This is a genomic window from Prochlorococcus marinus XMU1412 (assembly GCF_017696315.1).
In the GTDB taxonomy this organism is placed as follows: domain Bacteria; phylum Cyanobacteriota; class Cyanobacteriia; order PCC-6307; family Cyanobiaceae; genus Prochlorococcus_A; species Prochlorococcus_A marinus_AF.
Genome location: NZ_JAAORJ010000001.1, coordinates 32,229 through 50,647, shown reverse-complemented (window position 1 = coordinate 50,647; position 18,419 = coordinate 32,229). Strand labels below are relative to the sequence as shown.

The following is an 18,419-nucleotide window of genomic DNA, read 5'->3' as shown; positions in this document are numbered from 1 at the left end:
ATTGGATATAAAGGAAAAGAGGACAAAAACACAAATAAAAATATTAATTTTTAAATGGCACAAGAAACCAAAAATTCAATATTAATCATTGGAGGTGGACTTTTAGGATTATCTATTGCTTATGAATTTTCTAGAAATAACTTCAAAGTTTTAGTTTTAAGCAAAAACAGAAATGAATCAGCTGGATTTGTTGCTGCAGGAATGTTAGCTACTCATGCCGAAGGGCTCGAAGATGAATTACTAAAATTTGGCCAAGAAAGTCAAAATCTAATTCCAAAGTGGATACAAAGTATTGAACAAGATAGTAATATTAAATGCGGTTTAAAAAAATGTGGCATAGTAGTTCCTTTTAAAAACAAAGAAGATCTTGAAGAGTTTCCCACTTATGAATATGGAAAATATTTAAATCACAAAGATCTTCAAACAGAAATCAATGGAATGAATTCTATTTGGAAACATGGTTTACTTTTTGAACAAGATGGTCAAATAGATAATCGAAGAAAACTGATGCGTGCTCTTGAGAGAGCATGCTCCTTGAATGGAGTCGAGTTTCAAGAAGGATCAGAAGTAGAGGATTTGACATTCGAGAAAAACAAAATTACAGGCGTAAGAGTTTTATGTGCCACTGGGGAAATAAAAAAAATTAACTGCGAAAAAGCAATTATTTGCAGCGGTGCTTGGAGTAAAAAAATTTTTAATAAGATTCCAGTCTTTCCTGTAAAGGGACAAATGCTTTCAATACAAGGTCCAACAAATTTTTTGAAAAGAGTTATTTTTGGCCCAAAAATTTATCTAGTTCCCCGTGATGATGGACTTATCATAGTTGGAGCGACAGTTGAAAAAGATTCAAAATTTAATCAGGGTAATACTCCTAATGGAATAAAGCAACTGCAAGAAGGCATTCGCTCCTTATTACCAGAAGCTATTAATTGGCCACAAATGGAACATTGGTGGGGATTTAGACCTTGCACACCAGATCTGAAACCAATAATTGGAAAATCAAAAATTGAAAATCTTTTTATAGCTACAGGACATTACAGAAATGGAGTTTTATTTTCTGCAATAACAAGTGATCTTCTTTTGAAAATAGTTCAAAATAAAAATCTCAACGAAATAGAAAAAAGCTTTTTAGAAAAATTTAGTTTAGATAGATTTGCGATTTAAATTTTAATTTTCAGATCGCCATTTCGAATCAGAAGTTTCCCACTCACATAGTTCCTCTTCGTTAAACCATAGATCAATTTCAAATTTTGCTGTATCTTCTCCATCAGAACCATGAATAATATTCCTCCCAATATCAATAGCTAAATCACCTCTAATTGTTCCAGGCTCTGCTTCCAGAGGTTTTGTTGCACCTATTAGTTTTCTAGCACTCAAAATAACTCCTTCGCCTTCCCACACCATTGCTACAACAGGACCACTTGAAATAAAGTCTACTAAATCACCAAAAAAGGGTCTTTCTCTATGTACTCCATAATGATTTTGAGCAAGTTCTTTTGAAGGAATTAATTGCTTTAATCCAACCAATTTAAATCCTTTTTTTTCAAATCTGCCAATAATCTCAGAAACATATCCTCTTTGAACTCCATCCGGTTTAATTGCAATAAAGGTTCTCTCTTGGGTCATTTAGTTAATAATCACTCTATGTATATTCAACTTTTGGGTGGTAACTTGGCAAGTAATCATTAAAATAAAAGATATTGTTTTGAGTTATTTTCAAAAACATTTATTAATTACTAAGACATAAATTGACCAATTTTGAGCAGAAAAAATTAAAAAATATTTGGACTATTAAAGATAGTATTGCGACTTATAACATAGACAAATGGGGAGATAAATATTTTTCTATAAATTCCAAAGGGAATATATCAGTAACTAAAGATATAAAATCTGAAAATAAGATCGATCTTTTTAAGCTTGTCAAAGAACTTAAGAGTAGAGAAATAAATCCTCCATTAATCATAAGATTTAATGATATCTTGAAAGATCGAATAAATGCATTACATGACTCTTTTTTAAAAGCAATAAAAACCTATAAATATAAGAACATTTATCAAGGCGTTTTTCCTGTCAAATGTAATCAACAGAAAAATGTCCTAGAAAAGATAATAGAGTTTGGTAGCCAATGGAATTTTGGTTTAGAAGTAGGAAGTAAATCAGAACTATTAATTGGCCTTGCACTTCTTGAAAACCAAAATTCATTATTAATATGCAACGGATATAAAGATAAAAAATATATTGAGATTGCTACTTTGGCCAGAAAACTCGGCAAAAATCCAATAATAGTTATTGAACAACGAGATGAGGTAAAAAGAATTATTCAAGCAGTTCAAGAACTTAACTCGACTCCATTGATAGGAATTAGAGCAAAGTTATCAAGTAAAAGTAGTGGTAGGTGGGGTAAATCTATTGGAGATAATTCCAAATTTGGATTATCAATCCCAGAAATTATGTTGACAATAAAAGAACTAAAAGAAGCAAATCTTATAAACGAAATGAAATTGCTCCATTTTCATATAGGCAGTCAAATAAGTGATATTGCTGTGATCAAAGACGCATTACAAGAAGCGAGTCAAATATATGTTGAACTATGCAAACTAGGAGCCCCAATGCAATATATCGACGTTGGGGGTGGATTAGGAATAGATTTTGATGGAACTAAAACCTCCTCCAACACTTCTACTAATTATTCTCTCCAAAATTATGCTAACGATGTAATTGCAACTATTAAGGATTCATGTGAATTAAATAATATCAAGCATCCAACCATAATCTCAGAAAGTGGAAGAGCAATAATTAGTCATTGTTCAGTTTTAATTTTTAATGTCTTAGGAACAAGTCATGTCAGTTCCAAACTACAAATTTTTGATAAAAAAAATCAACAATTAATAATTTCAAATTTACTTGATACTTTTTATGAATTAAAAAAACTTAAAAATAAAAAAATAAATTTATCTCAAATAATTGAACTATGGAATGATGCAAAAAAGTTTAAAGAAGATTGCTTAGTCGCTTTTAGATTAGGGTTTTTAAGTTTGGCAGAAAGAGCTTATGCAGAAGAACTTACTTGGGCTTGCGCAAAAGAAATTTCTAATAACCTGAATAATGATGAAATCAATCACCCTGATTTATCTGAAATTACAGAAACTCTTGCATCAACTTATTATGCAAATTTATCTATCTTTAAATCTATTCCTGATAGCTGGGCAATAAATCAGATTTTTCCAATAGTACCAATACATAGGCACTTAGAGGAGCCGTTCTGCAAAGGCAACTTTGCAGATTTAACTTGTGATTCAGATGGGAAACTAAATAATTTTATTGATAATGGAAAAACTAAATCACTACTAAATTTGCATAAGCCAGAAGAAGATAAAGATTACCTAATTGGAATTTTTATGACTGGAGCCTATCAAGAAGCATTAGGAAACTTGCACAATTTATTTGGCAGTACCAACGTTGTTCATATAGACATAAATCAAGATAATTCATATAAGGTCAAAAATATTATTAAAGAGGACAGTAAATCTGAAATTTTACAATTATTAGATTACAGTTCAGCTTCTTTGGTTGAATCTATAAGAATTAATACTGAATCAGCAATTGATCAAAAAAAATTAACTATTGAAGAAGCAAGGAAATTAATGGATCAAATCGAAATTAGTCTCAGAAAAAGTAGTTATTTATCAGAATGACTAGCTAATGTTTTTTGCAAATAATTTTTAGCATAATCTAAAGCATCACTTAACTTATCAATATCTTTAGCACCTGCTTGAGCAAAGTTAGGCTTTCCTCCACCACCTCCCGAACAAATTCTTGCAATCTCATTAATTAATTTACCTGCATGCAATCCTATTTTTACTGCATCATCACCTAAAGAAACTACAAATAACAACTTTCTATTTTTTGGATTTGGTATTCCTCCAAGAATCACTATTGCTTTATTTCCCAAATGAGAAGTTAAATTAAGTGCTGCAGATTGCAAAGAATTTCCATCTAAGCCATCAATCTGATTTACTAAAATTGAAAAAGAATTTACTATTTCTGCGGATGATTTTATAGAAGAGTATTTAAAATATGCAATTTCATCTTTCATTTTTTGTATCTCTTTATTCTTATTAATAAGCTCTGCTTGCAAATTATTAACCCTTTCAAAAAGTTGATTAGGATTTGCTTTTAACAAATCACTTAGTTTGTTTACTAAAGCATTTCTATCACTGAAATAGTCAAATGCTGATTGGCCTGATAATGCTTCGATTCTTCTTACTCCGGCTGAGATTCCTTCTTCACTAATTATTTTGAAAGAACCTAATTCAGATGTATTTTTAACATGTGTGCCACCGCAAAGTTCCATTGAAACTCCTGGTACATTAACAACGCGCACCTCATCATCATATTTTTCTCCAAACATGGCGACTGCACCCTTTTCAAGAGCCTCACTCTTAGACATATTTTTTATTTCTAGGGCATGATTTTCCATAATCCATGAGTTAACTAAAGTCTCAATCTTAGAAATTTGATCTTTAGAAATAGGATTAGAGGAATTAAAGTCAAATCGTAATTTATTAAAGGCTACTAATGAACCTTTTTGTCCAACACTTTCATCAACAACTGATTTAAGTGCAGATTGTAATAAATGAGTAGCTGTATGATTTGCAGCAGCCTTAGCTCTATTAGAGCAGCTAACATTAGTATTAACTATTTGTCCAATAGTTAATATTCCTTTTTTGATAGTTCCATAATGTAAAAAAACATTTTTCTTTCGCATAACATTATTTACCAAGACCTCAACATCTTTTGAAAATATCGTTCCAATATCACCAACTTGCCCGCCAGATTCTCCATAAAAAGTGGTTTTATCAAGAACAATTAAAACTTTCTGACCTTCACTTGCTTGCTTAACTAATGTTGAATCCAAGAATATACCCTTTATTTCAGCTTCGGAAAGAAGTGAATCATAACCATTAAAAACAGTTTTGTTAAAAAGATCTATTTCTCGCTCTAATGATCCCTCTAATGTCAAATCAATATTATTTGAAGCAGCTTTAGCTCTCTCTTTTTGTGCATTCATTTCTTCTTCAAAACCCTTTACATCTACACTGATACTATTTTCTTCTGCAATTTCTACAGTAAGTTCTAAAGGAAATCCATAAGTATCATAGAGTTCAAAAGCTTTAAAACCAGAAATTAATTTCTGGCCTGAAGAAATTATCTCATCTAGCAATTTCTCACCTCTTTCAAGAGTTTCCCTAAATCTTATTTCTTCAATTTTTATCTCATTCAAAATTAAATCATTATTATTTTTTAAATCAGGATAATTATTTTGCATTAAATTGATCCCGACAGTAGCAATATGAGGCAAAAATTCATTTGTTATACCTAATAATCTCCCATGTCTGACCATTCTTCTAATAAGCCTTCTTAATATATACCCCCTGCCGAGATTACTTGCTGCTACTCCATCAGAAATTAAATGAATAACAGCTCTTGTATGATCACCAATGATTTTTAAAGAAATTTTGTTTTTATCATCTGAAGAAAAATAATCAATATTTGCAATCTCACAAATTTTTTGAATGATAGGAAAAATTAAATCTGTCTCATAATTATTTTGCTTTTTTTGTAGTATTTGAGCCATCCTTTCAAGACCCATGCCTGTATCAATATTTTTAAATTTTAAATCTGTCAATTTTCCATTAGGATCACGATTATATTGCATAAAAACAAGATTATAAAATTCAATAAAACGATCTCCATCTTCTAAATCAATATTCTGCAGACCCTTTTCAGGATGAAAATCATAATAAAGTTCTGAACAAGGTCCACATGGACCTGTTTTGCCAGATGACCAAAAATTATCTTCCTCGCCTAGTTTCACTATCCTATCTGGATGAATACCAATTTCATCTCTCCAAATTTTTGCAGACTCTTCATCTTCGTGAAAAACACTCACAATTATATTTTCAACAGAAAGTTGATAAATATTAGTAACTAATTCCCAAGCCCATTGAATAGCCTCTCGTTTAAAATAATCACCAAAAGAAAAATTTCCGAGCATTTCAAAAAAAGTATGATGTCTAGCTGTAACTCCAACGTTTTCTATATCATTTGTTCTGATGCACTTTTGGCTAGATGTAGCCCTTTTTGATGGTCTTTCTTTTAAACCTAAAAAAACTGGTTTAAAAGGTAGCATTCCAGCGATTGTGAGCATAACCGTAGGATCATCTGGAATCAAAGATGCACTAGGAATGATTTTATGTAATTTTTCACTGTAAAACTTTAAAAAAGCATTTCTTATCTCTTCTCCAGTAACTATTTTTTTTATTATTTGAGATTTCATTTATCCAGAATATTGAAGAATAAAAATTAAAGAAAAGCGTAATTTCGGTTATTTCGCAAAAATAATCACGCGAATTTATATTCTATATAACTAAAGTTAATTTATAAAGCTAATTATTCTATGATAGCCTCTGCCCATACAAGTAATTCTAAATTGGCACAAACTAATAACAAGTTAACGGTTCAATCTCAAAACTTTACTAATGATTCTTGTGCCATAAGATCTTTGGATTGGGATCGTAGTAGATTTGATATTGAATTTGGTTTAAGAAATGGAACTACTTACAATAGTTTTATTATTAATGGCGAGAAACTAGCAATTATTGATACTAGTCACGCAAAGTTCGAAGAATTATGGTTTGAAGAATTACTGAAAAAGGTAAATCCGCAAGAAGTTGATTATTTAATTACAAGCCATACAGAACCTGATCACTCTGGTTTAATCGGTAATCTTTTAGAACTAAACCAAAATATCACAGTAGTTGGATCAAAATTAGCCCTTAAATTTATTGAAGACCAAATACATATTCCCTTTAAGCGTCTAGAGGTTAAGAGTGGTGAGTTTTTAAATCTCGGAACTAATCCTAATAGCGGTTTAGAACATAATCTTGAATTTATAAGTGCACCAAATTTACATTGGCCAGATACAATTTTTTCATATGATCACGGCACACATGTTCTCTATACATGCGATGCATTTGGACTCCATTATTGTTCTAACGAATTTTTTGACACTGATCAAAAAGAAATATACGATGATTTTCGTTTTTATTACGATTGCCTTATGGGTCCAAACGCTAGAAGCGTTCTCCAAGCAATTAAAAGAATAGATAAGCTTCCTGAATTAAAAACAATAGCTGTTGGTCATGGGCCTTTGCTCCATAACCAAGTCAATTTTTGGAAAGGAAAATATCTAGAATGGAGTAGCAATAAAAGCAAAGGTAATGAGTTTGTGTCAGTCTGCTATATAAGCGACTATGGTTATTGTGATCGACTAAGTCAAGCGATATCTCATGGAATAAGTAAAGCAGATGCACAGGTTCAATTAATTGATTTAAGATCTTCTGACCCACAAGAATTAACAAGTTTAATTTCCGAATCAAAAGCAGTAGTCCTTCCTACATGGCCAGTAAACTCAGATAATGAATTAAAAGAATCTCTCGGTACTTTATTTGCAGCACTAAAACCAAAACAATTTACTGCTGTCTATGATGCATTTGGTGGAAATGATGAACCTATAGATTCCTTAGCAAATAAATTAAGAGAACTTGGTCAAAAAGAAGCTTTCTCCCCTTTAAGAGTTAAAAATATTCCAGATCCCATTATTTATCAACAATTCGAAGAAGCTGGAACTGACTTGGGTCAATTGATCAATAAAAAGAAGAATATTGCCTCCATGAAGAGCCTTGATTCAAATTTAGATAAAGCATTAGGTAGATTAAGTGGAGGATTATATGTAGTTACAGCGAGCCAAGGGGAAGGTTCGACGTTTAGACAAAGTGCAATGGTCGCAAGTTGGGTTAGTCAAGCAAGCTTTTCTCCACCAGGTATTACAGTTGCAGTAGCAAAAGATAGGGCTATTGAATCATATATGCAAGTTGGGAAAGGTTTTGTTGTGAATATCTTAAGAGAAGATAATTATCAAAAAATGTTTAGACATTTTTTAAAAAGATTTGCCCCCGGAGCTGATAGATTTGCTGATGTAGATGTAATTAGCAACATCGCTGAAGGAGGACCAGTTCTCTCAGATTCACTTGCCTTTTTAGATTGTAAAGTCAGTTCCAGACTGGAGACTCCAGACCACTGGATAATTTACGGAGTTGTTGAAAATGGTAATGTTTCTGACTTATCATGCAAGACAGCAGTTCATCACAGAAAAGTTGCTAATCATTATTAGAAAATAAGTCTTTAAAATGTCAGATATTAATATAGACTTACTTCCAGAAAAGCAAAACTTATCAGAATTTAAAATTACCGAAAATTTTTCTTGTGTAAGATTCTTAGACCAAAATAAAGAGAGATTTGAACTTGAATTTAACCTTGAAAAAGGAACCTCTTTTAATACTTTTTTCATTAGAAGTAATGAGGAACTTTTTATTATTCATCCACCTGAAAAACAATATCTAGATACATTTAATAAAGTAATTTCTAGGTTTTGCGATAAATTTAAATTAGATAAAATCAACTTCATTTCTGGTCATATTAATCCACAAATTATTGAAACTATAAAAAATATAAGTATCCAATTTCAAAACACAACCATTACTTGTTCTAATCCAGGTTACAAACTTATTAGCGAACTTTGGAATCAAAAAAATCCTACCTTAGAAAACTTTATTGAAATTCAATTACCTGAAATAAAAATAATCAAAAAAGAACTTAGTTTAGAATTAGATAACATTTCACTAGAGTTAATTCCTATTCCAACAGCGCGTTGGCCTGGTGGCCTGATAATTTATGAACGTAATCAAGAAATACTTCTTAGTGAAAAAATTTTCTCTGCACACATCGCATCTAATTGTTGGTCTGAAACAAATCGAGTTAGTACAGAAATTGATAGGAAACATTTTTACGATTGCTTGATGGCACCAATGTCTAATCAAGTAATATCAATAACTGAAAAAATTGCAAATTATGATATTAAGACTATTGCACCATTACATGGTCCCGCTATTGAATACAGCTTAAAAAGCTTTTTAAATGACTATATTAGATGGGGAGAGAATCTCTCAACAAATAATCCTAAGATCGCTCTGATATATGCAAGTGCATATGGAAATACAGCCTCAATAGGTGATGCATTAGCTAAAGGCATAAATAGAACCTCTGTAGAAGTTGAAAGTATTAATTGTGAATTTACACCTAATGATGTACTTATAAAATCTATTCAAAATGCTGATGGATATTTAATAGGCTCGCCCACATTGGGTGGTCACGCTCCAACTCCAATAGTTAGTGCACTTGGAACATTGTTGGCAGAGGGTAATAGAGATAAACCAGTGGGAATTTTTGGCAGTTTTGGCTGGAGCGGCGAAGCTATAGATTTACTTGAAACAAAATTAAAAGACGGTGGTTTTAAGTTTAGTTTTGACCCTATAAGGATTAAATTCAGTCCAAATAAACCAAAGATTAAAGAGTTAGAAGAAATAGGAACTCACTTCGGAAGAGAAATTATAAAAAAAGCAAAGAAAAAACCCAGAAAATCAGATACTGGAATGATTACAAGCAAAACGGATCCAAAACTACAAGCTCTCGGAAGAGTAATTGGTTCACTTTGTGTCCTGACAGCGTCTAAAGGGAAAGATGAAAATAATATTAAAGGAGCTATGCTTGCATCTTGGGTTAGTCAAGCAAGTTTTTCTCCGCCCGGGTTAAGTATTGCAGTAGCAAAAGATAGATCGGTAGAGTCTCTTCTGCAAATAGGAGATTCATTTGCATTAAATATTCTTAGTGAAAAAGATTTTAAAGAACCTTTGAAAAGATTCACAAAGCCTTTTGCACCTGGAGAAGATAGATTTGAAGGAATAAATATTGAATTAACTCCTAATGAACAGATAATCATTCCTGAATCGCTCGCATGGTTAGATGCTTCTGTAAAAGAGAGAATGGAATGTGGAGATCATTGGGTAATTTACGCCGAAGTACTACACGGTAATATACTAAAATCCGATAGTCTAACGGCAGTTCATCACCGCAAAACAGGTGCTAACTATTAAATTTATTTATCTAATTTATGACTGAAACAAAAGATCTAATAATCATTACGGCTAGTTGTGGTAAAAATCTAGAACTTTCTGAAAAATTTCTTGAAAAAAGTAATGAACTTAAAATAAGTTCTGAAATTTTAGATCTTACCACTCTTGATATTCCATTATTTAATCCAAGAATTCACAGCAAAGAAAATATTCCAAATGAAATAAAAGAATTAAAAAAAAAGCTTTTCAAGATTGAAAGGTGGGTTATTTGTGCGCCTGAATATAATGGATCTATACCTCCCATTCTCTCCAACTTCATAGCATGGCTTTCTATTTCGGGAGATGACTTTAGGAATTTATTTAATGGTCAACCGATTGCAATTGCAACATTTTCTGGTGGCATAGGTTTAGAACTGCTGACCTCTTTACGCATTCAATTAGTTCATTTAGGAAGTCAAGTATTAGGGAGGCAACTTTTGTCCTCATATAGTAAACCTATAGATACAAAAACTATTGAAGATATTATTCAAAGACTTTTACAAATGAAAAAGTTAAAAACCTAATAAAATTTCATTTTTTTTCATTCCAAACTTTCAAAATTTCTCTAGCCATAGGTAGTGCATGAACAGATCCTCCACCAGGAGTATTTTGTGCAAAAGCAACTACAAGTAATTCGCTTTTTTCAGAGGGAGTAAAGCAAACGAACCAAGCGTGATCTAATCCACCTTCACCGTCTTCGGCAGTTCCAGTTTTCCCTGAAACTGGAGGTAAATTTGAAACTCCATAATTAATTGATACTCCTGTACCAGACTCTACTACTTTCCTGAGACCACTTTTTATCAACTGAATATTATTTGAATCAACATCGATTTTAATAAGTTTTTTATCTGAAAGATTTTCTTCATCTTTTTTAACTAAATATGGAGTAACTAGATAACCTCCATTTGCAATTGCAGCATATGCTCTAGCTATTTGAATAGGGGTAACTTGTACAACAAATTGTCCAATAGACATACTCGCAATATCTTCTGGGACCCAAGGGGTTCTTCCGGGTTGCCCCCATCCTCTGCCTTCTTTAGCCCATTCACTACTAGCTACTAATCCTATATTTTCTTGTTCAGAAATTTCAATTCCAGATAAAGAATTAAAACCAAGCTTTTGTGAGACCTTATGAATTTCATCAACTCCTACTCCATAACCTACTTGATAAAAAAATGTATTACTTGAAACTCTTAAAGCATCTTCATAACCTATGACCCCAAAGCCTAAATCATTATGCTCTCTAAAACATTGGCTCCCATAAGTTATACATGGTTTCGTATCTAACATAGTTTCTCTAGGGAATTTTCCGCTTTCTAAGCCAGCTAAAGCCGTTACAATTTTCCAAACGCTTCCTGGATCATAGGCATTTAATGCTCTATTAAATAAGGGTTTTTCAGGAGAATTAAAAAGTTTATTATATTCTTTCTCAGGTTTGAAATCCTTTGAAAAAAAATTTAAATCAAATGTAGGTTTACTTGACATTGCTCTTATTGCCCCATCTCTTGGATCCATAACTATTATGGCTCCAGCTTTTTTATCTTTAAGAACTTCCTCAGCAACTAATTGCAGATTAAGGTCAATTGTTAGTTCAATATCATTACCTTTTACTGGAGCTCTTATACCCAATGATCTTTGAAATTTTCCTAATGAATTTACTTCAACCATTTCTCCACCCCATTCACCTCTTATAAAATCTTCGTAAACATATTCGATTCCAGTTCTACCGATTAAGTCATTTAATTTATAACCATTCTTAGATAAGAATTTATATTCTAATTCAGTAATTGGCTGAGTATAACCAATTACATGGGCAGCAAGGGATTTATAAGGATAATTTCTAATTAATTTGGTAGCTATTTCAAAACTACTTAAATTACCTTCATTCTCATTAAATTTTATTAATTGATCTACATTTAAATCATCAAGAATAATTACTGAAAGTTTTTGATTTTTTAGGCCATTAAAGTATTTTTTTTGAATGACATTACTATCAATATTTAACAAGTTAGAAATGCTTGATTTATGTTTTTCCCAATAGCTTTTATTAACAGATTGAGGCTTTATTATTAAAGAATATTTAACTCTACTATCTGCTAATACATAACCATTTTTGTCTAGTATTCTTCCACGTATTGGCTGTGCAGCAATAAGTCTGATCCTATTCTCATCTGACATCTTCTTAAAAGATTCATAATTTAAAAGTTGTAAAAAAATTAACCTACACAGAATCAATAAAAATGATATGGAAGAAAAAATAAGTAAGACTAAAGGTTGTCTCTTTAATGAAATAAGTTTTTTATTGGGAGTTATTTTTATCAAAAATATAAAATTTATTTAAATACTGTTTTTTCTAATAAAGCAATAGTTGATTTTATCTCATTAAGTCTAGTGATTAAACCTTTATAATCACTGTCTGCATTGATAGGATTAGACTCATCATATTCAATATTATTTGAATTTAAATTTTCACTCATAAAACTTATACTTTTAAAGCAATGATTTCAATTAATAGAATTCTAAATAATAAATTTAATTTTTCAAAATTTAATTAACTTAGATACTTAAAAAAGATCAAAAAGAAATTAATTAGTTTAATTGTTCTATATTTTGTTCAAAATAAGGATTACAACTATTCTTTGATATCCCTATAGACCATCCAATAAATGAAGAAATAAATATTGTGACGATTAGCGGCAAAATGGCTTGTTGAGTATTTACTAGACTGAACCATTCACTCCAGCTACTATAAAATCTTTGTCTTTGAAATTTTCTTTTTTCATTTTCTAGCAATCTCGCTTTTTTGGCGAAAGATTTTGTTACCCACTTTTCGAAAGGAATCTTTTTTATAATCGCCATTTTTCTCTCCACTTCTAATAATTGTCCGGAACTAAGATAAGGATGAAATGTACTTATCAATTCAAGAGTTTTTAAAAACATCTCAACAGTTGCATCTTTTATGAGCTTTTGCTCATGACTTAAATCAGCCCACTCTATTTCTGGATAAAAACGGTTCCTGTTTGGTGAGATTTGATCCTCTGACATTTGACCAGGTTCTCTAAGCCATCTATTAGTATTTTCGTCGAATCTCCGCCAATATAAAAAAGGATTAATAAAAATTGTTTTGCCAGATACTTTGACTACATCTTGTTGCAGATGATTAGTTATCTTCCTTTCAGAATTTTTCAATTTTATCAAAAGTCTAAATTAATAATCTAATTAAAGATTATCTTTTATTCACTATTTTTCCAGATATAAAATTATCCTATTAAAATTAAGTTATCGACAGCTGCCAACGCTTCTTTAAATAATTACAGTATTCACAATTTAAGGAAGGTTTTGGGAAATTATCTGAACGTAATAAATTGACCGTATCAATTATCTTATTTTCTACCCATGAAGTAGAGCAATCTAATTTAATTAGATGTACGTCAAAATTTAATTGATTATTAAAAAACTCTTCATTTTTCTTGCCATTGAAATATAAAAGATAAGCTTCTTTAGCCACTTGAAAACCGTTTTTTTTAAACAACCACTGATACATTTCTAACTGTCTTTTATAAGCTTTTGCATATTCGTATTTATTAAAAGTCGCAACCCAATCAAAATTATTTCTAGATGTTGCTTTTACATCAACGATAATAAGATGACCATTTTTTTTCTGCCAAATATCATCTACAGCTCCACCAAAATCATAGTTATGTTCAATTGACTTATATCTTATTCCTTGAAAATTACTTCTCCAACGTTCTAAATCTTTGTGTTTAAAAGGCACAGCATCTATTCCATATTTAATAAATAAAGGATGTGGCTCCTGTATTTTTCTATAGTAATCAAATTCATTTTTACATAAATTATCTACAGCTATATTTAAGGTAAATGGTAATGATGGCGGTTTTATTTGATATTTTTTGTCCAGAACACAACATCTTGGACAACTAAGATATTTCTCAACTGTAGATCGACTTAACTTAACAATATCGGGCATTACATTTTAAATCTCATTTAAAGATTTCTTGCTTAAATAAAAAAACTTTAAAATTTTTAAAAATTTGAAGACTTACTCCCACTCTATAGTTCCAGGAGGTTTGCTTGTAATATCATAAACAACTCTATTAACTGAACTTACTTCGTTTACGATTCTATTTGCAATCCTCTCCAAAATCTGAAAAGGAATTTTTGACCAATCGGCTGTCATACCATCTTCACTAGATACACAACGTAAAACTATTGGCCATGCATAAGTCCTTTTATCACCCATAACTCCTACAGTTTTTACAGGTAGCAATACTGCAAAAGCTTGCCAAATATCATTGTAAAGATCTGCTTTTTTAATTTCATCTCTTACTATCCAGTCTGCATCTCTTAAACAATCAAGTTTTTCATTATTCACCTCTCCCAAAATTCTTATAGCTAATCCTGGTCCTGGGAATGGATGCCTTTTTATAATTTCATCCGGCAAACCTAAAGCAGCTCCGACTTTTCGGACTTCATCCTTAAAAAGTTTTCTTAGTGGCTCAACTAATTTAAATTGTAAATCTTTTGGCAATCCACCCACATTATGATGACTCTTTATTTTTACAGCTATTCTTTCACCAGTCTTAGGATCAATATTAGTCCCAGCACTTTCAATAACATCAGGATACAGAGTACCTTGGGCTAGATACTGAAAAGGTCCCAATCTATTACTTTCTTCCTCGAATACCCTAATAAATTCTTCACCTATAATTTTTCTTTTTTGTTCTGGATCAGTAATACCTTTTAATTTGGCAATAAACCTTTCCCTTGCATTAATATATTCTACTTTTATATGAAATTTCTTATCAAAAAAATTCATTAAAAATTCTGGTTCTCCTTTTCTCATGAACCCTTGGTCTATAAACATGCATGTAAGCTGATTTCCAATAGCTTTATTGAGAAGAAAAGCAAGAGTTGAGGAATCAACTCCTCCAGATAAGGCAAGCAAAACTTTTTTATTACCAACTTGCTCTCTTATCCTAGGGATAGTTTCCTCTATATAGGTTTCGGTTGTCCAATCAGCCGCACAACAAGAAATTTTATAAACAAAATTTCTAATTACCGTCATCCCAAACTCTGAATGAATAACTTCAGGATGAAATTGTACGCCAAATAATTTCTTTACATCATTTGAAATTGCTGCATGAAGTGTGTTCTCGGTATGAGCAATTTTATTAAATCCATCAGGCAAACAATTAATAGAATCGCCATGACTCATCCACATAGTAGATTTATCTTCTACATCAGAAAGGAGGTCAGATTCTTGGTCTATGTTTATTGGTGCTCTACCATATTCAGCTCTTTTGGTTGCTGAAATAACAGATCCTCCTAATTCTTTAACCATTAATTGCATTCCATAGCATATGCCAAGAATAGGAATTCCTAAATTAAAAATTTTTTCATCACACTTAGGCGCATTTTGTTCATATACAGAATTTGGACCACCACTCAAAATAATCCCTTTAGGATTAATATTTTTAATTTCCTCAATTGAAATGTAATTACTTACTACAAGAGAAAAAACATTAGTTTCTCTAATTCTTCTTGCAATCAATTCAGAATATTGAGATCCGAAATCCAAAATTAATATTGAAGGATCTCGTTCTTTTTTTAAAATTATTTGACTCATGTATAAAAGTTAACTCAATTTATTTACAAAAGCATAATGAATCAGAAATTAATCTCATTGAAAATAAGAAATATAATTATTGCCGTTAGTTCCAGCCCACCTAATTTTCCTTTTTCTATCAAAAATGATTGATGCGATTTCCATATCAGTTTTTAAATACCTATTTACATAAGTAAAAGTACGCTTTTCGATTGTATTTGATAAATTCATGAATAATTTATCAGCTAAAGATTTATTAAATCTCTCAAGAAGTTGTAATGCATTCTCAAGATTATCTAAATGAGATAATTCAACTATTATTTCAGGCGGTAACTTTTCTTGAACAGCTAAATAAACAAGAATCTCAATTCTTGCATCAGCCAAATGATTATGTGTATGAAAAATACCGCCTGCTAATTTAATTAATTTCCCGTGATAACCAAAAAGAATTACAGTTTTAACTTTTTTTATTGCTGCATCAACTAATAAGGGTCCTATCCAATTTCCAATTTTGATAATTGGCAAATTAACATTATAATTTTTGGCCAAATTTAACCCATTTTCACCAATAACAAATATAACTTCCCCTTTAAAATCATTTTGAATTAACTTTGCTAGATTATTTTTAGCCTCTTCTAATTGATCAGGTGAAGCACTAGAATAAGTCTCAGCAGAAGTACCAATAATAGATAATCCATTAACAATACCAAATGACTTATTACTAGTTCTTTCTGCTAAAAACTCGCCATTTGGGAAAATAATTTCTAATTTCAAATTAAAGCCGGCAGGAACACTATCTAATAAATTTTCATATAAAACTTCTTTGGCAAAATTAGAAATGCATATCTCTGATGTATCTTCTTTTATGCCTACACCAGATCCTGCAATAATATTTATTGGAATTTCTTGAACAGGATTATTAAAAGAAATTTTTTCTAAAGAGGCTATTGTCCATATCTCTAAGTTTTGTGTAATATCAAGATCTAAGCCAGACTTTGCAAAGGTAATTCCTAATGCATGCGAGCCATTTTTAAGTAAACCAACAGAATGAATCTCAATTTTTATTTCTTTTTTTTCATTAGGAATTTTTATTAGTTCATAATTCTTAAATGGTAATCCTACTAGTTTATTTAATGCTGACCTAGCAGCTCCAGCAACCCACAAAGGTAAAGAAAATCCTTTTTTCAAATCAAGTAATTGAAAAATATATAATGAGAACTAATCTAAGAATGACCTATTTAATAAAAAGTGGCCATACAACAAAAATTATCATTGATGATTCCTGGACCCACACCAGTTCCAGAAAAAGTTTTACAAGCATTAAGTAAGCATCCAATAGGCCATCGCAGTAAAGAATTTCAAGATCTCGTAGAGAGTACAACTAAAAACTTACAGTGGCTTCATCAAACTCAAAATGATGTTCTAACAATCACTGGTAGTGGGACTGCCGCAATGGAAGCTGGAATAATAAATACCTTAAGTAGAGGAGATAAAGTAATTTGTGGAGAAAATGGAAAATTTGGTGAAAGATGGGTAAAAGTTGCTAAAGAATTTGGTCTGGAAGTAATAAAAATTTATTCCGAATGGGGAACTCCACTTGATCCAGAAGAATTCAAAAAGGTATTAGAGGAAGATAAACAAAAAGAAATAAAGGCGGTTATTTTGACTCATTCTGAAACCTCAACAGGTGTAATTAATGATTTAGAAACTATTAGTTCATATATTCGTGCACACAACACAGCATTATCAATTATTGACTGCGTTACAAGTCTTGGAGCTTGCAATGTACCAGTAGATGAATGGAAATTAGATATCGTTGCTTCAGGATCACAAAAAGGATATATGATACCTCCAGGGCTTAGCTTTATAGCAATGAGCCAAAAAGCATGGGAAGCTACAGAAAAATCTAATTTACCAAAATTTTATTTAAATTTAAAATCCTACAGAAAAAGTCTTTTAACTAACAGTAATCCATACACCCCAGCAGTTAATTTAGTTTTTGCTTTAGATGAAGCTTTAAAAATGATGAGAGAAGAAGGCTTAGATAACATTTTCCAAAGACACAATAAACACAAATTAGCGATGAGCAATGCAGTAAAGGCTTTAAATCTAAAATTATTTGCTGATGAAAAATATTTAAGTCCTTCAATTACTGCAATAAAAACTGAAGGAATTGATGCAGAAGAATTTAGAAAAACAATAAAAAATAATTTTGATATTTTACTTGCCGGTGGTCAAGATCATCTAAAGGGGAAAATATTCAGAGTGGGACATTTAGGTTATGTAAATGATAGAGATATTATTACGGTAGTTTCAGCTATGAGTAATACACTTCTCAACCTCGGTAAAATTACAGCCCAACAAGCTGGTGAAGCATTAGTTATGGCATCAAAATACCTAGAAAGAGATTGACTTAAGTACCTGGCTCTTCAACATTTCCACCTAATTCAACAATCTTTTTTCTAAGAACGATTGATTTTTTTTCATCACCTTTGGTTTGAGCTATTGCAAGAGCAAACTCTAATTTTTCGAGCTGGTGGCCACCCTCAAAAAAAGATAATTTTTTCTTTATGCGGCTTTTATTATCTTTGTAAGAAATTTGTGAAGACATAATAAATCATGCTTTAGTTAATATTATGCCAACAAAATGGGACATTACGAGAGAAAACTAAAAATATTATTTGACTATAAACTTAAACAAAAAAAAATTTTTCTAATAT

General features: G+C 31.1%; 15 protein-coding genes. 6 read left to right on the top strand and 9 right to left on the bottom strand.

What is annotated here, in order from left to right:
• Positions 1-54 precede the first annotated feature (54 nt).
• Positions 55-1,164 (top strand): glycine oxidase ThiO, encoded by a 1,110-nt coding sequence (thiO, locus tag HA152_RS00240; protein ID WP_209132378.1) that lies wholly within the window; start codon positions 55-57, stop codon positions 1,162-1,164.
• 3 nt (positions 1,165-1,167) lie between these two features.
• Here thiO and ndk read toward each other — a convergent pair whose 3' ends face one another.
• Complete coding sequence (gene ndk, locus HA152_RS00235; protein WP_209132377.1) at positions 1,168-1,626, bottom strand: nucleoside-diphosphate kinase; 459 nt, start codon at positions 1,624-1,626, stop codon at positions 1,168-1,170.
• A gap of 122 nt (positions 1,627-1,748) precedes the next feature.
• Here ndk and speA point away from each other — a divergent pair, with 122 nt between their 5' ends.
• The gene (speA, locus tag HA152_RS00230; RefSeq protein ID WP_209132376.1) at positions 1,749-3,695 is read left to right on the top strand and encodes a biosynthetic arginine decarboxylase; all 1,947 of its coding nucleotides are present in this window, start codon (positions 1,749-1,751) and stop codon (positions 3,693-3,695) included.
• Here the strand turns inward: speA and alaS are convergent.
• A complete protein-coding gene (gene alaS / locus HA152_RS00225) occupies positions 3,680-6,340 on the bottom strand; it encodes an alanine--tRNA ligase (protein WP_209132375.1) in 2,661 nt (886 codons plus the stop codon). The two genes, speA and alaS, sit on opposite strands and share 16 nt — an antisense overlap.
• Before the next feature lie 120 nt (positions 6,341-6,460).
• Here alaS and HA152_RS00220 point away from each other — a divergent pair, with 120 nt between their 5' ends.
• Genes HA152_RS00220 through HA152_RS00210 form a run of 3 tightly spaced genes read left to right on the top strand, consistent with a single transcriptional unit; the run spans position 6,461 to position 10,597 of the window.
• Positions 6,461-8,236, top strand: a complete 1,776-nt coding sequence (locus tag HA152_RS00220) for a diflavin flavoprotein (protein WP_209132374.1) — start codon at positions 6,461-6,463, stop codon at positions 8,234-8,236.
• A 16-nt stretch (positions 8,237-8,252) separates the two neighbouring features.
• Positions 8,253-10,055: a diflavin flavoprotein gene (locus HA152_RS00215; protein WP_209132373.1), complete on the top strand. Its 1,803-nt coding sequence runs from the start codon at positions 8,253-8,255 to the stop codon at positions 10,053-10,055.
• Positions 10,056-10,072: 17 nt separating this feature from the next.
• A complete protein-coding gene (locus tag HA152_RS00210; RefSeq protein ID WP_075448329.1) occupies positions 10,073-10,597 on the top strand; it encodes an NAD(P)H-dependent oxidoreductase in 525 nt (174 codons plus the stop codon).
• Positions 10,598-10,604: 7 nt separating this feature from the next.
• On the opposite strand, the gene mrdA is transcribed toward HA152_RS00210, so the two are convergent.
• The 6 genes from mrdA to cbiD form a co-directional block, all read right to left on the bottom strand.
• On the bottom strand, positions 10,605-12,395 hold the full coding sequence (gene mrdA, locus HA152_RS00205) for a penicillin-binding protein 2 (protein WP_209132372.1): 1,791 nt from the start codon (positions 12,393-12,395) through the stop codon (positions 10,605-10,607).
• Positions 12,396-12,406: 11 nt separating this feature from the next.
• Complete coding sequence (locus HA152_RS00200) at positions 12,407-12,550, bottom strand: hypothetical protein (protein WP_209132371.1); 144 nt, start codon at positions 12,548-12,550, stop codon at positions 12,407-12,409.
• A gap of 112 nt (positions 12,551-12,662) precedes the next feature.
• The gene (locus tag HA152_RS00195) at positions 12,663-13,271 is read right to left on the bottom strand and encodes a hypothetical protein (RefSeq protein WP_209132370.1); all 609 of its coding nucleotides are present in this window, start codon (positions 13,269-13,271) and stop codon (positions 12,663-12,665) included.
• Positions 13,272-13,347: 76 nt separating this feature from the next.
• A complete protein-coding gene (locus HA152_RS00190) occupies positions 13,348-14,061 on the bottom strand; it encodes a PD-(D/E)XK nuclease family protein (RefSeq protein ID WP_209132369.1) in 714 nt (237 codons plus the stop codon).
• Between the two features lie 72 nt (positions 14,062-14,133).
• The gene (gene guaA, locus HA152_RS00185) at positions 14,134-15,720 is read right to left on the bottom strand and encodes a glutamine-hydrolyzing GMP synthase (RefSeq protein ID WP_209132368.1); all 1,587 of its coding nucleotides are present in this window, start codon (positions 15,718-15,720) and stop codon (positions 14,134-14,136) included.
• Between the two features lie 54 nt (positions 15,721-15,774).
• Complete coding sequence (cbiD, locus tag HA152_RS00180; protein WP_209132367.1) at positions 15,775-16,887, bottom strand: cobalt-precorrin-5B (C(1))-methyltransferase CbiD; 1,113 nt, start codon at positions 16,885-16,887, stop codon at positions 15,775-15,777.
• Positions 16,888-16,974: 87 nt separating this feature from the next.
• On the opposite strand from cbiD, the gene HA152_RS00175 reads away from it, so the two are divergent.
• Positions 16,975-18,111, top strand: coding sequence for a pyridoxal-phosphate-dependent aminotransferase family protein (locus HA152_RS00175; protein ID WP_209133285.1), 1,137 nt, complete (start codon positions 16,975-16,977; stop codon positions 18,109-18,111).
• 1 nt (position 18,112) lies between these two features.
• Here HA152_RS00175 and HA152_RS00170 read toward each other — a convergent pair whose 3' ends face one another.
• Positions 18,113-18,310, bottom strand: coding sequence for a hypothetical protein (locus HA152_RS00170; protein WP_209132366.1), 198 nt, complete (start codon positions 18,308-18,310; stop codon positions 18,113-18,115).
• Positions 18,311-18,419 lie beyond the last annotated feature (109 nt).

Excerpts from the sequence above, each read along its gene's own strand:
- HA152_RS00210 (WP_075448329.1), top strand. The coding sequence starts at position 10,073 with ATGACTGAAACAAAAGATCTAATAATCATTACGGCTAGTTGTGGTAAA.
- ndk (WP_209132377.1), bottom strand. The coding sequence starts at position 1,626 with ATGACCCAAGAGAGAACCTTTATTGCAATTAAACCGGATGGAGTTCAA.
- guaA (WP_209132368.1), bottom strand. The coding sequence starts at position 15,720 with ATGAGTCAAATAATTTTAAAAAAAGAACGAGATCCTTCAATATTAATT.
- HA152_RS00175 (WP_209133285.1), top strand. The coding sequence starts at position 16,975 with ATGATTCCTGGACCCACACCAGTTCCAGAAAAAGTTTTACAAGCATTA.
- HA152_RS00170 (WP_209132366.1), bottom strand. The coding sequence starts at position 18,310 with ATGTCTTCACAAATTTCTTACAAAGATAATAAAAGCCGCATAAAGAAA.
- HA152_RS00190 (WP_209132369.1), bottom strand. The coding sequence starts at position 14,061 with ATGCCCGATATTGTTAAGTTAAGTCGATCTACAGTTGAGAAATATCTT.
- HA152_RS00220 (WP_209132374.1), top strand. The coding sequence starts at position 6,461 with ATGATAGCCTCTGCCCATACAAGTAATTCTAAATTGGCACAAACTAAT.
- thiO (WP_209132378.1), top strand. The coding sequence starts at position 55 with ATGGCACAAGAAACCAAAAATTCAATATTAATCATTGGAGGTGGACTT.
- HA152_RS00215 (WP_209132373.1), top strand. The coding sequence starts at position 8,253 with ATGTCAGATATTAATATAGACTTACTTCCAGAAAAGCAAAACTTATCA.
- alaS (WP_209132375.1), bottom strand. The coding sequence starts at position 6,340 with ATGAAATCTCAAATAATAAAAAAAATAGTTACTGGAGAAGAGATAAGA.
- HA152_RS00200 (WP_209132371.1), bottom strand. The coding sequence starts at position 12,550 with ATGAGTGAAAATTTAAATTCAAATAATATTGAATATGATGAGTCTAAT.